Annotated in this window: 14 protein-coding genes; 7 read left to right on the top strand and 7 right to left on the bottom strand. The window is 62.9% G+C overall.

What is annotated here, in order from left to right; genetic code table 11:
- Positions 1–17: 17 nt before the first annotated feature.
- Positions 18–638 carry a hypothetical protein gene (locus ASE34_RS01150; protein ID WP_056275628.1) on the bottom strand — a complete coding sequence of 207 codons (621 nt, stop codon included), beginning with the start codon at positions 636–638 and terminating at the stop codon, positions 18–20.
- Positions 639–968, bottom strand: a complete 330-nt coding sequence (locus ASE34_RS01145; RefSeq protein ID WP_157538044.1) for a hypothetical protein — start codon at positions 966–968, stop codon at positions 639–641.
- Between the two features lie 1,273 nt (positions 969–2,241).
- Between ASE34_RS01145 and ASE34_RS01135 the strand changes: the two genes are divergently transcribed.
- On the top strand, positions 2,242–2,688 hold the full coding sequence (locus tag ASE34_RS01135) for a hypothetical protein (RefSeq protein ID WP_157538042.1): 447 nt from the start codon (positions 2,242–2,244) through the stop codon (positions 2,686–2,688).
- A gap of 143 nt (positions 2,689–2,831) precedes the next feature.
- On the opposite strand, the gene ASE34_RS01130 is transcribed toward ASE34_RS01135, so the two are convergent.
- Positions 2,832–3,968 (bottom strand): EcsC family protein, encoded by a 1,137-nt coding sequence (locus tag ASE34_RS01130; protein WP_082586454.1) that lies wholly within the window; start codon positions 3,966–3,968, stop codon positions 2,832–2,834.
- 149 nt (positions 3,969–4,117) lie between these two features.
- Between ASE34_RS01130 and ASE34_RS17715 the strand changes: the two genes are divergently transcribed.
- Positions 4,118–4,531: a hypothetical protein gene (locus tag ASE34_RS17715; protein WP_157538040.1), complete on the top strand. Its 414-nt coding sequence runs from the start codon at positions 4,118–4,120 to the stop codon at positions 4,529–4,531.
- A gap of 475 nt (positions 4,532–5,006) precedes the next feature.
- Here the strand turns inward: ASE34_RS17715 and ASE34_RS17710 are convergent, their stop codons facing one another.
- Positions 5,007–5,294: a hypothetical protein gene (locus tag ASE34_RS17710; protein ID WP_157538038.1), complete on the bottom strand. Its 288-nt coding sequence runs from the start codon at positions 5,292–5,294 to the stop codon at positions 5,007–5,009.
- Positions 5,295–6,708: 1,414 nt separating this feature from the next.
- On the opposite strand from ASE34_RS17710, the gene ASE34_RS18320 reads away from it, so the two are divergent.
- Entirely contained in the window at positions 6,709–7,290 is a 582-nt protein-coding gene (locus ASE34_RS18320) for a recombinase family protein (protein ID WP_082586453.1), read from the top strand.
- A 137-nt stretch (positions 7,291–7,427) separates the two neighbouring features.
- Here ASE34_RS18320 and ASE34_RS01120 read toward each other — a convergent pair whose 3' ends face one another.
- The 3 genes from ASE34_RS01120 to ASE34_RS17705 form a co-directional block, all read right to left on the bottom strand.
- Positions 7,428–7,757 carry a hypothetical protein gene (locus tag ASE34_RS01120; RefSeq protein WP_056275614.1) on the bottom strand — a complete coding sequence of 110 codons (330 nt, stop codon included), beginning with the start codon at positions 7,755–7,757 and terminating at the stop codon, positions 7,428–7,430.
- Between the two features lie 65 nt (positions 7,758–7,822).
- Positions 7,823–8,029, bottom strand: a complete 207-nt coding sequence (locus ASE34_RS01115) for a hypothetical protein (RefSeq protein ID WP_056275611.1) — start codon at positions 8,027–8,029, stop codon at positions 7,823–7,825.
- A gap of 58 nt (positions 8,030–8,087) precedes the next feature.
- Positions 8,088–8,234: a hypothetical protein gene (locus ASE34_RS17705; protein ID WP_157538036.1), complete on the bottom strand. Its 147-nt coding sequence runs from the start codon at positions 8,232–8,234 to the stop codon at positions 8,088–8,090.
- A 266-nt stretch (positions 8,235–8,500) separates the two neighbouring features.
- Here ASE34_RS17705 and ASE34_RS01110 point away from each other — a divergent pair, with 266 nt between their 5' ends.
- From ASE34_RS01110 to ASE34_RS17455, 4 genes are all read left to right on the top strand, one after another.
- Positions 8,501–8,980, top strand: coding sequence for a DUF1643 domain-containing protein (locus ASE34_RS01110; protein ID WP_056275609.1), 480 nt, complete (start codon positions 8,501–8,503; stop codon positions 8,978–8,980).
- Positions 8,981–9,151: 171 nt separating this feature from the next.
- Positions 9,152–9,352 carry an AbrB/MazE/SpoVT family DNA-binding domain-containing protein gene (locus ASE34_RS17880; RefSeq protein WP_162253839.1) on the top strand — a complete coding sequence of 67 codons (201 nt, stop codon included), beginning with the start codon at positions 9,152–9,154 and terminating at the stop codon, positions 9,350–9,352.
- The gene (locus ASE34_RS01100; protein ID WP_056275603.1) at positions 9,349–11,127 is read left to right on the top strand and encodes a DNA methyltransferase; all 1,779 of its coding nucleotides are present in this window, start codon (positions 9,349–9,351) and stop codon (positions 11,125–11,127) included. The genes ASE34_RS17880 and ASE34_RS01100 overlap by 4 nt, the downstream gene beginning before the upstream one ends.
- Positions 11,124–13,028 carry an N-6 DNA methylase gene (locus tag ASE34_RS17455; protein ID WP_157538034.1) on the top strand — a complete coding sequence of 635 codons (1,905 nt, stop codon included), beginning with the start codon at positions 11,124–11,126 and terminating at the stop codon, positions 13,026–13,028. The genes ASE34_RS01100 and ASE34_RS17455 overlap by 4 nt, the downstream gene beginning before the upstream one ends.
- Positions 13,029–13,074: the final 46 nt, after the last annotated feature.

Genomic DNA, 13,074 nt, shown 5'->3' with positions numbered 1-13,074 from the left:
CGGCAGCGACTGGTGAACTATTGAACCCGTGACTCGATAGCGCGCCGCACTGCCTCCGGCGGCACCGACCGCTTCCCATTGAGGATGTCGCCTAGTGTGACCCCCTCCACCCAGTCGTAGATCGAGATCCGGGTGAGCCGTACTGAGCCGGTGGCCGCCGCGACGTCCTTCATCGCGTCGTATAGCGCCCGCTGCTTCCCACGTGCGCTCCCGTTCTCTCCATACACGCCGACAGCGTCGGAGGGTCCGAACATCTTCTCCGTCGAGGCGCTCGTCCACCGCCCACCGCCGCGCGCGGCTGCTTTCTCATGCGCGGCACAGAAGGCGAGGTGCGTCGGAGTCCACGGGAGTCCCGCGAAAGTCGAGAGCTGAAGTGTGGCGGCGCGATAGCGGGTGAAGTGGAACTCCTCGTCGAGTTCAATGTAGAGGTTGTCGTGCGTCTGCATGTCCCATGAACCCGGCCGCAGCGTGGGAGCAGGTGACAGCCCGCCGAGCATCGCGTATATTGCGAGCACCTCATCGCGCGCGTCAGAGTGAAGATCGACCATCCGCAGGGAGCCGCTGCTCTGGCGGAACTGGACACCTGCGCTCTGCAACAAGCCGCGCAGGACACCGGCCCGACGTCCTGTCTTCGTCACTCAGCTCCACTCCGCGATGGCCCTCGCCGCTGCCTCGTAGTCCGCGAGATCATCGGCGCTAATGAGGTCAGGGAAGCGCTCTGCAGCCTCCCGGTACGGCACGAGCGTCGCAGGCGCCGGCGCGGACGCATCCGTCAGCGTCCCGACTGACTCCGGGAACGACGACTCGATATCACCACCGGCGGACGGAAGGAGCACGTGCACCCAGCCGTCGTCGACACCAGCAACCGCATACGCTGCACCCGCCGGATACGCCGCGACGATGGGCAAACCATCCTCATCCTCGTCGATCACGGGCTGGGCTTCATGGAACGCGAATCCGGAGCTCATGAGCACCACCGTAGGGCATGCGAAATAGCCAGGTCGGCATCAGATCGCACACGAGCACGGCGCTCGTCGCTGTCACAACTGTTGAGGGGTCGCGCATAGGTCGACAGTCACGGAGTCACCGTGACATTCCTCAATCTCATGGAGGCTCCGTGTACCAAGCTCCCGACGTCATCAACATCCCGCTGTCCGAAACGCTGATGGTGAGACTCATCCTTCATCTCGCGCAGACTTCGTACCGTGCCCGCCTGCTCACCATAGATGACCTGCACCGTGCGACCGCCGAAGCAGACGCCACGCTCACGAGCCTCGGGCTCACTTCGACCGAGAGCCTCGGCGTCTGCATCGAAGTCAGGGCCTTTGCTGACCCGTCGATTAGTCGGGGTACCACGATGGCGACGTTCGCCGAAGTTCAGCGCACTAGACGCGGATGGCGACTCAACCGAATCGGCCGACGGGCCAATCGGGCAGCTCCTGCCCCCTGGTTCGTGACGGTCCTGCCGTCCGACCGCGTGCTCGCGGGGGGGGGGGGGGGGGGGGGGGGCACCAACGGTCAAGGTCGACTGTGAGAACCCGGGGCCAGAGCCGCGCATAGAGGAACAGGCGCCCAGGTGTGTTCGGTCGATGGGGCGACCGAACACACCACTTGGCGAGACCGTCCCTGGCCGGGCCGCAAGAGCAAACTCGGGTTGGCGCCGATGCGCCGATCCGACCGCGCATGACCCGAACATGAAGACAAGATTCATCACCTCCCTTACTGCACTCGGCGCTCTCGCACTCACGCTTGTCGGATGCGCCTCGTCAGGCTCAGAAGCGCGTGACCTGACAACACGATGGCTGGAAGGGGATAGCAGCGTCCAATGTCTCGCTGCTCCTTCGACATGGACCACGTGGTCCCTGGGCAAGGTCCAACTCCTTGGCGAGGTTGATGGCGCTCAACGGTGGGCTGTCGAGATCGCCGGGACGCGCAGTATGAGACCAGAAAGCGGGGGCCATCTGCTCGTGGATATCGATGAAGGCGGGGGGTGCGTGCGCTGGTACGAGTTCCCCCAGCCCTGGTAGTCGTGTTCGAGACCGGACGCGCCGCGCATAGGCGTCGTGCAGCCGACGCTGCTGGCCTCCCCAGACAGGAGTGCCTCACCCCCAAACGGAACGGATTTGTATGACCACCCTCGCGCCCGAGATGGGAGAGCTCACTATGAGAATGAGCGTTCCCTTCCGAATCCAGAGCCCGATGCGCTTCATCGCAGAGGGCCCCGACTTCCTCCGCGGACTGATGAAGACCGTCGAGGAAGCAAACACGCTGCAGCAGGAAGGCAGGGTTGAGGAAGGCTTCGCGCTCGAAGCATGGTCAGTCATGCTGCTCGCCGCCGCCATCGGTTACGACGGCCATATCGTTGGTCCGCGGGGAGAGAGGCTGGCCGACTTTCTGCGGCATCCCCGGACCGAGTGGACCGACGACGAGCTCACCCAGCTCGCCGGACAGTTCGGAATCGACAACGCCGCGACCTACCTCGGCAACCGTCCGAGGGCGGACAGCGCGGACGACCTCTGGGAGCACGCCTACAAGAACGTCGAGTATCACCTGCGGCCTGTCGGTCTGAAGCTGGCGTTCTGCGCGGTGCTCATCCGAGCGTCCGAGGTCGACCTTTCGGCGACTCGCGTCCCGGAGGCCGTATCGGAGGCCGCGCGCATCTATCGCGCATTCGCTTCCGGCCGCTGAGGGATCTCTCCTCGTGGAGGCGTCTGGGCGAACCTCCACGAGGAGCATTGCGCAAGACGTGAGGAAGCTCAGCACTGACTACGAGCTAGTCGGTCGGAATCTTCTCGAGCTGAAGGTGTGTGAGCGACCGCAGTCTGGTCGCTCTACACACCGGGGTTCTCTCGGAGGTCGGGCCCCCCGGCCTGGGCGAGATCATCCAGCACACTGATTCGCTCGTCGGTGTCCTCGTCCTCGTCGTTTTCAACGACCCGCAGTTCTACGGGCGCATCCTCCGCCAAGTGTGGGTACTTCTCAAGGAGGAACCGCCGCCGGTACGCGACGTCCGCTGCATCGAAGATGCCCTCGAGAGTCGCCCAGTTGAACGTCCCTCCCAACAGGATGCCGACGAGAGGCACGAACTTACCGAGGCTCTTCTTCGTCAGTCGCACGCCGAAAGCCTTGGCAAACTGTCCGCTCACTTTCGAGACCACACTCGTGTTCAAGACCTCCCACGTCTTCCCTCGAACGAGAGCTTGAGTGAGGCGCGAGACGTCTGCGAACGCGGCGGTCTTGGCGGTGGCCGATACTGCAGTGCCAGCATTGACCACAGAGAGGGCGAAGATCTTCTCGTTCGGATCCTCCGGGGCGAAGCCGTACAGCAGCGCAACGTGGCCGACCGCACGCGTGGCCAGCGTGAGGATCGCTGTCGCGTCGGCTGCTACGGCGCCCAACACCACTCCTGTAGATGGTGCCGCCGCTGCGCCACCTGAGGCCACTGTCACTATCTGCCCACCGGAAATGGCGAGCCCGGTTCCAGCGCCGCTCAACGCCGCCAACCCGGGGTAGTAAACCTGAGTACCGCGTCGACCGACCTTATCGACCTGCCGAAGGTCAAGCCGTCGAACGTCAGTGAGATCCTCTACGGCGTGACCCTGCTTCTGGTGAAGTGCGACCACGCGCTTTGCCGAGAGACCCACGCGTGATGCGCGCGCGGCGGACTTCTTCGCTGAATGGAGCGCCGCTCCGGCCCATTCACTGGCTGCGGCAGGAACCTTAGCGGCCACCTTGCCGGCGGTTGCGCTGACGGCCTTCGCACCCTTCGCGGCAACTCCCTGACCACGCGCAACCGCATCTTCTAGTTTTGGATGCTCAGCGAGGTACGCACTTGCGCTCGAGCCGAGAGCGCGTGCGCCTTGGACCACCTTGTCGTTGGCGTCTCGCAGCGTTGCTGACAGGGGCTTCCCCGTGTGGGCTTGCAGCTTGACCCACGCGTCGGCCTCGTACTTGGAAGGTTCCGTCATGCGGTCAGCATATCTGCGCAGATCGAGGGGCCTCGGAGATGACGCCTCGACGAGATAGGACCCGTGTCACACGTTTAGGGGTCAGACCGTGCATAGAAGGAGTGAGGCGGAAACCCGCCACGCTCGTCCTTCACACTGATTGGTCCCGCATGAACACGCCAGCCCTCTTCCACTTCACCGCACTCGGGCACCTGCCCACCATCGTCGATGCTGGCTTCCTCAAACTGACCGAATCAAACGCGAGTAGATTGCGAACGCACGCTGCCCCTCCGGTTGTCTGGCTCACCACCACGCCCATCGCTGGCACCAAGCACGGGCTCAACGCGGGAGTCAATGAGCCGGGCACAGCTGCGGACAAGACACGAGTGAGGTTCGAGGTAGATGTACCGGATGCTGAACCATGGCTGGGTTCTGAGCTTTACCACCAGACCGAACCAGCTTGGCGTCGAACCCTTATCAGCACGGGAGGCGGGATGGCTGCCGCTCGAACGTGGTGGATGGCCCCATCGGTGATTCCGGCAGAGCGCTGGATTTCGCTTGAGGTGGATGGCGAACGGTGCTGACAGTTCGCGAACGCGGCCAGTCTCCGCCGCGGCAGATGTGAACGGGCGGCACACCTGTTGGCTCGCGGAGCGCTAAGACCTAGTACTCGGCGCTTACGAGCCGGTATCGTTCGGCTCCGGGCACTCGCCTAGGAACCCTAGGTAGCAAACGGCCTCGCGGGTCTTCTCGGGTGTTACAACGACGATCTGTCCTCTCGTGTTTTCCTTCCGAAGTAGCTGGCTCGGAGTCTGGCCGTCGCCGACAACGAGCCCCGGCTCTGCAGCCTCCTTCGTTTTCATGTCCTGCGTGACGTCGTAGTACGAGTCGCATAGCGTGCTCGAAGTGGCATCGAGGACTCTGTCCGCGCAGGCCCCGTTCCATTCGTTCACCCACGCCCCGATACAGTCCGCGTAGAGCTGATTTACAACGCAAACATCTTTACTGCCCAGTGACACATGCCAGGTACCGCTCGGCACCTGGACGATCTCTGTTTGCTCAGCCTCGGTCACTTTCGTCCAATGGTGAGCGGTGAGGACTGCGACAGAAACCGTCGAGCAGCGCAACTACGACCACTGCCGAGGCGGTCGCGATCATTGCCATCACGGACCATGAACGGCCGCGCTTGTCCTCATCGACCGGCGCCGAGACCTGGCCCATCTCCGCGGCAAAGCGCCACGCAGCTGCATCGGAGTCTGCCAGCTCATTCTCGACAAGCCAGCGCTGGTAAGCAATCGCGACCGTAGCATCGCGAAGTGCAGGAGGTCGGTCAGAAGTCTCGCTCACAAACGCAGGGTACCGCGACGCCGGGCGCTTCCTTCCTGCGCGGAAGGGGAGCGACGTGCGGGGCGAGACAACCCTGTACTTCGGTCTCGAGCCCGACTACGAAGAGTTCGACTTCACGAATGCCCATGAGTGGCAGCACGTGCGGTCGCAGATCGAAGCGGTCCGACAAGAGCAGCTAGCCTGGGGACTGGCTAGCGCGGCGCTATGACGAAGATTCTCAGGCGCTCTATCAACTCGCCTTCTTTGGCCCCGGAGGTATGTGTTGCGATCCAGATTCGCTTCGTGATCCCTAGTGAGGGGTAGGGCTGCTCGCGATAGTGGCCGCTGACTGTCCAACGATAGTTCGCGGCGTGACCCTCTCGAGAGCCTCCCCGCCGGTGCGTCTCAGTACCCTGCGGTCGAGTCAGGGCGGAGATACGAGGTGCGTCCTTGTCTGCTGGAGTACTGACCGCACGTTCGCGCGGGGCCTCCGTACTGGGTTCTGAGGCGAGCCGAGGTTCGTGACCGGGTATGAGCTCCCAGACCGCACAAAACTCCGCGAACTGATTCATGTCGGATCTGTAGAGGTCCTCGACCAAGGGGATGTCGACTGAACGCAATCGGGACGGAGTCAGCGCTGAGTTCTCACTCGACTCCGTCAGCCGCAGCGTCTGAAAACGCAGGGCACTATCATCGGCGACCCATGCGTAAACGGCGACCTCAGTCGACGACGGTTGAACAATGAGCACTCCTGTCCGAGTATGTAGTTGAGTCGGAGACAAAGCAGCCTGTTCCCCGGCAACTGCATTCTTGGCGATGCTGTCTGCGGCAGGACCGGAGAGATAGTAGACCGCGCGGTCCTCGGTCGCGAGTCTGATTCGTCGATTGAATTCGTGCTCTCCGTCGCTCAAGGCCTGGAGCACGGACGACGCCGAACGAGGTAGATCCCGTAGCGTCGGGGGTGCTGAATCGAGCTTTGGTAATGCGGGAGCAAAGTAACCATCGGCGGTCAGGGCGGCGACGAGCTTTCTTGCCACCGGTGGCAAGAGTGTGGAGGAAGGTCCTTTCACGTATTCACCGAGCCCCTTCAAGAGTTGCAAGGCTACGGCCTGGTCGGCACCATGTCGGATGGCGATCTCATACACGCGCGGGTTACGAGCCATAACCACTCCCCTCGTCGAACTCATAGTAGGGTTCAGAGCCCAGCAGCGATGAACACGGCCCAGGGAAAACGACCGCCTGGCGACCGCCGGTCAGCAACCCACGCCTCGCTGCTGACGCTGGACACAAACCATGGCTTGTGGCACGGCGGTGGTCACGTGTTTATTCGTCCTCTTGCGATGCGCGCCGCGGCAGTCGCTCGCTGCCATAAACGTGCGGTTGGCCGGATCCGCACCGACGCACCTTTTGGGCAGGGGCCGCGCATGTAGTCGCCATGACATCAACTAGCTCCCGCACGTTCGGGCTCGCTCGCGTGAGCACGAACGGTCAGCAGATCGAGAGGCAGTTGGATAGCCTCAAAGCCGCTGGATGCCTCGATGAAGACATCATCGTCGAGCGAGGTGTGAGTGGAGCTTCGGCGGAGCGACCCGCCCTCGACGAACTGCGCTTGCGGCTCCGGGACGGTGACACGTTGGTGATCCCCGAGTTGAGCCGGCTAGGAAGACGCACCGCGGCGGTCGTCTCGCTCGTGGATGAGCTCGTTGGGCGTGGAGTGATATTGCGATGCCTTGAACCTGGCCTCGTCTTCGATGGCAGTCCCGTTTCCAACCTGCTGCTATCGGTACTCGCTGCTGCCGCGACGCTGGAGAGAGACCTATTGGTCCCGCGAACCATCGATGGTCTCAATGCCGCCCGCGAACGTGGCCGGGTCGGAGGGCGTCCTGCCCGTCTGACCGATGTCCAACGGCGGGAAGTAGTGCGGATGTCTGGTCAAGGACGAAGCTATGCCGAGCTTGCGGCCGTGTTCAGGTGCTCGGAACGAACGATCCGTCGCGCCGTTTCCGGCAAGCGGTGACTCGAAGTATTCTCGACCTCATGCCAAGCGTCGCCTGTGCGAAAGATCCGTGCACGCTTAGGGATTCAGGTGTCGTTCCACCGAATTGAGCGCGATGAGCAGGGCCACGCGCTCCGGCGTAGAGCGGCGCAGAGATACTACGCGGTCGTGGCGTTCTGAGGGTCTGCGGGGATGTCGGCGCTGGGTACCCCGTCGCGACGTTCGCGATACACGTCGAGACGCGCGATGCTGTCGGGCATCTCGTGGGCGGCCGCCTCGAACTCCGCGTTTCGTTCGCTGACCAAGGCTTCCGCCGGGTCCTCTCCCTCCTCTACGACCAGCTCGTTGGAACCGCGCCGGAAGGGCTTGCTAAGCCACCGCCCGAATCGCTTCGCGTCATCTCGGCCGCGGAGCTCCCAGTACGCCTTAAGCCTCGGCTCGATTGTCGTGTTCCATACCTGGAGAACGAACTCCACGTTCTCGCGCACGCGCTTATCGTGCGCCGCTTGCGCTTCATAGTCTTCGCGGCGCTGCTCCGCCTCGTACTCACTGTTCAGGCGAGCGTAGAACTCGTGGTTGGCAGAGTCCTCGGGGTCATAGGGATCGGATTGCGGTACTCGCTGATCTTTCTGCCGTTCGCCTCGCGAGCTCCTCCCGTGCTGTAGCTCTCGTCCGCCAGGACGTTGCCCTCCTTGTCCACCGTGTCCGCCTCGACGATGAACTTTCGGACACCCGGCGCTTTGCGCTCTCCCTTGGTCATGATCCCTCCAGTGCACGAGCATAGGGTGCCGGGAGCCCAATGAACGGAGCAGAGATTATTACGCCGGATCGAGCGCCTCAGCGATGGAGGTGGAGCGCGAACGCACGAATCTGGGATCACCCGGGAAGGCGGCGTCGAGCACTTGCGGACCGCGGCCTTCGGCTCCGCTGACCAGCTCGTCGACTAGAGCTTCAAGGTCGTCCATGTCGGCAACATATCGAGCAGCCGCGCGCCGGCAGATGCTGACTGACGGCGTCGAGCGAGGACGATACCAATAGAGACCACGCTGGCGCGGCCTTCGAGTAGAAGCGCCGGCCCCGGTTGCTGACTTGCAGCTGCGAGGCTGCATTGCGCTCGAGGACCTATAGGATTCTTCGAGTCGAAGCCGTGGACTGGGCTCAATATTTGACCTCGGCCGCGAAGCACGCACCAGCGGGCGGTTCTCGAGGTGCGACAACGAGCAGGAGCATCATGACAGGCCGCCTTGTCGCGATCCTGCACAGTGAGCCGCTGGGCTCCGGGACACGAACCATCAACCGGGTTCGGTTGGCGCAGCAGGTTCTCGGCCAGAAGACGTTCACAATCGTCAACGTCTTCCCGGGAGCCCTCCGAGGTACGAACGAGCTGAACACGGTACCGGCGGCATCCGTGGCGTGGCAGGAAAGCAGGGCTCAAATCCTCGAAGCTTTGGAGCGGCAGGATGTCTCCGAGGTGTTGCTTGGTTACGGCGTCAACTTGCCGACCGGGTCTCATCGCGTCGGGTATCGCAGACAGCTCGAATGGCTGGGCGACGAGCTCCAGCAGCGCTCTCTTCGCGTGTGGGGCTTCGGGGGGCGTCCAACACACCCCTCTCGTTGGCAGCGGGAAGTGTTTCGTCAGTATCCCGGCGCGACCGTCGATGCAGTCGCCGTGGATCTGTTACTACCGATTACTCCGCCGCGCGCCACGTAACCAGACGTAACCGCTGGCAGCGACTGACTGCGGCACCGCGCATGACGGGTGAGCACCCGATGTCAGAGCTTCGAGCTACGTTGGCGTGTCTTCAGATTGCACTATTAGATCTATGAAACCCAATACAACTAGCGAAAGCGCTAAAGCTATTAATGATGCTATTCTTTGCTCGTGACATTCGCCGATCCGATCTGGTACGGACCTCGCTCACTCACCCGAGTTCGCCAGGTCTGTATTCCGGTCGAGCTGCTGAGAGCCCTCGACCTCGAAGCGGGCAGCGAGCTGCAGTTCGCCCTAACGGACGACGGGGCGGAGATCCGAGTGCGCCCGACCGGTCGCAAGCGACCCGACAAGGAGCGAGTGGAACTGTGAGCGGCTCCGACCTCTCTGCCCTCTATACAGAGCCGATTCCAGCGGACCGGACCGGCGCGCTGTACAACGCCTTCTCGTATCCGACCAAGATCTCTGCCGAAAGCATTGCCCTCTTCATCGCATGCCACACGAAGCCGGGTGCCCATGTTCTCGACACCTTCGGCGGCTCGGGTTCTACGGCCATAGCGGCTCTACTGTGCGAGAGGCCGACACCGCGGATGCTCGCGCTGGCTGAGCAGCGGGGACTGCATCCCGTTTGGGGCCCGCGCGATGCCACCATCTACGAGCTTTCTGAGATCGGTACTCTGCTGGCGAGGGTGATGACGTCGGCGCCCAACCCCGCAGGTTTCGCACGAGCCGCTCATCACTTGCTGGAGTCTGCCCGCGAGGCGGAGCAAGGGCTGTACGCCGCTGCAGGGCCCGACGGGGAACGCGGCGAGGTCCGTCAGGTTATCTGGAGCGACGTTGTTGCGTGTCCGGCGTGCGGGGTCGAATCGACCTATGCCGACACCCGGGTTCGGTATGAACCCCTCCGTCTGGTGGAGGACCACGTCTGCGTATGCGGTCACGCTGGCAAGTCAGCTGACTGGGTGCGACAGGTCGAATCGATAACTGACCCCTGGACCGGGGAAGTGACTACACGGCGCCGGCGGGTGCCCTGGAAAGTGTACGGTCGCAGCGGACGGAAGAACTGGAGCCGTCCAGCGGAGAAAGCGGACGACGAGAGCGAGAAAGCCGCGGCGGCACGCCCGCTACCTGCGGGATCGCCCTTGAGCGAGATCCGCTGGGGTGATTTGCACCGGGCCGGCTATCACCAGGGAATCACCCATCTCCACCACCTTTACACTGCCCGCAACTTCCGAGCGTTGTGCACCCTGTGGGACCGGATCGATGAAGAGCCGGTAGAGTTCCGCGACGCCCTCAAGCTGCTGGTGCTGTCGTACAACGCTTCCCACGCGACGCTCATGACCCGAGTTGTCATGAAGAAGAATGCCAAGGACTTCGTCGTGACTGGCGCGCAGTCGGGGGTGCTCTATGTCAGTAGCCTCCCAGTCGAGAAGAACGTCTTCACAGGTATCGAGCGAAAAGTTCGCACGTTCGTGAATGCCTTCGAACTCCTGCACGGACTCAACGGTCGCGCGAACGTCGTGACCGGGAGTAGCACGGCGCTACATCTCGAAGACCGGAGCATCGACTACGTCTTCACGGACCCGCCTTTCGGAGGGTACATCCCGTATTCGGAGATCAACCAGATCAACGAACTGTGGCTCGGGAAGACCACCGAGGTAGCAGACGAGGCCATCGTCTCTCCGGCCCAGGGGAAGGACGTGGACGACTATCAGCGTCTCCTGACTTCGGTCTTCAGCGAAGTGACGCGTGTGATGAGGGACGACTCGGAAGCGACGCTTGTGTTCCACTCGTCGCAGGCAGCGGTATGGCGCGCCCTCTCAAGTAGCTTGAATGATGCAGGGCTCGAAGTCTCGGCAGCGAGCATCCTTGACAAGACGCAGCCCAGCTTCAAGCAGGTCAACGGACACACGGCAGTCAGCGGAGATCCACTTCTTCGGCTGCGGAAGCGTCGGGAAGAAATCTCCGAGGTGCCATCCTCCACCGAAACCATGCTCGACCTGATGCGGACGAGACTCGAGGGGACGGGACATAACCCCGCTGACCAGCGCCGAGAGTTCTCCATGCTCGTGGGGCGAGCTCTAGTCGATGGAGTGCCCATCACGCTGGACGCAAGTGCGGTCTACGCGCGGCAGGTAGCTCCGTGAGTGCACCCTCACTTACTCATCGCAGCCGCAAGAAGTCTTTAGGGCAGTACTTCACAGGTGAACGGGTCGGCCGGTTGCTGGCTGCCCTCGCGGACGCTCGAAGCGCCACTCGGATCATCGATCCGATGGTGGGCTCTGGAGACCTGCTCCGCTCCTGCTTGTCCGTTGGCGCCGACCCGGCCGAGCTGGTAGGCGTTGACCTCGATCCTCTCGCAGTCGCTCAGGCATCGGCGTCGCTCGGAGGAAAGGCGGGAGTCAGCGTCTACTGCGCCGATGCCTTCTTGGGAGCACTACCTGAAGGCCAGTTCGATCTCGTGATCACGAACCCGCCCTACATTCGCTATCAAGAGCGTGACAAGAGCCACGACGTGAAAACGCCCGACGCCGCGGCCGTCCGTGAAGGATTGCTGAGAGCTATCGCGCGGCGCCCCACGCTCGACGAGGGCGGTCGGTCAGCGATGATACGGGCAGCGAAGAAGTATCCGTCCACGGCAGACGTCGCTGTGCCGGCCTGGATCCTGAGCGCGGCTCTAGTTCGCGAAGGCGGCGTCCTGGCGGTAGTCGTGCCGCAGACATGGTGGAGTCGCAACTATGCGCAGGCAGTGCGAGACCTACTTGACGAAGTGTTCGACGTTGAATTCATCATCGAAGATGGAGACGCTTCTTGGTTCGATGACGCGTTGGTTCGAACCCACCTCGTGGTGGCGCGTCGGCGGATCGCTGGCGAGTCTCCGCGAAGGCGCACTGTGGTGGGACGTGCGACCCGCGATCTCGACGAAAGTGGTGTGCTGTCGGGGGCGCTCCAAGATGAAGCCTCGGTTGCCGAAGCACTGCGTCGAGTAACTAGCTCGACTCCTATCGAGATCACGAAGGGTCTGACAGCTCGCCTCGAAGCAGGTGCTTTGCTCGAGCGCGCGAGTTCCGGTCAGGCCTTCGTACCCGCGCATATTGCGGCGGTCCTTGGCGAGAGCGTCCGTGCTCGGGCTACGGGGTCATTGGCTGCGCTTGGCTGGGAGGTGGGGCAAGGGCTGCGCACAGGTGCAAACGAGTTCTTCTACGTCGAGGTGGAGGGGGCGCGGGTTGTCCCCGCGGCGCGATGGAGGCGGGAGGATGTCCCAATACCTGCGTCCTGCTTGCTGCCGGTCGTGCGACGTCAAAGCGATGTTCGTGGGCGCCAAGACGTGTGTGACGCGCAGATGCTCCCTTCGCGGCTCGCCTACTTTCGAGGCTGGGCTACTGCCTCTGACGTGAAGCGGCTAGGACATGGTGTTGCCGTTCAGTCGCTGCCTGAGTCAGTGTCCAACTGGATCGAGCAAGTCGCGCGGACTCCGCTGCTGGAGTCACGGTCCTCAAAGCTCTTCCCTGAGCTCTCGGCTGTAGCTCCAAACAACCGTCCCGGGCGCGATGGTCGCCCCAGTGGGTTCTGGTATCAGCTCCCCGAGCTCGCGCCGCGACATCGACCTGAGGTCTTCATGGCGCGCGTATGTGGCGGTAGACCTACTGTTTACTCGAACACGGGTGGCGCCGTGGTCGACGCCAACTTCGCTACCATGTGGCGGCGGTCATCGACAGCCCTGCCCCCTGACGCCCTTCTCGCGCTATTGCACTCCGACTGGGTGGCGGCCGTACTGGAGCACTCCTGTACCGTGCTTGGCGGCGGTGCACTCAAGGTGGAGGCGACAGACCTGCGACGACTTCCGTTGCCCGAACTCACTCGGGAGGCCCAGGCTGAACTGGAGAACCTCGGCAGAGATCTGCGTGAAGCTAACTCAGAGCGAGCCCTGGACCGGGTGAACGAAGTCGTCGCGTTCGCCTTGTCGACTCGGGCGGCAGATGCTGCGAGCGTTGCGGAGCAACTCAGCGCCGTCGCGCGATCTGCGCTGGCCGAACGCTTGGCCTGAACTGTTTCTCCATCCCCCTAGAGTGAGTTGCAGCAGACCAAGGGGA

Origin of the sequence: Microbacterium sp. Root280D1, assembly GCF_001428975.1 — a bacterium.
In the GTDB taxonomy this organism is placed as follows: Bacteria; Actinomycetota; Actinomycetes; order Actinomycetales; family Microbacteriaceae; genus Microbacterium.
Note: the sequence above shows the minus strand (reverse complement) of the source record. Positions and strands in the feature narration are given on the sequence as shown.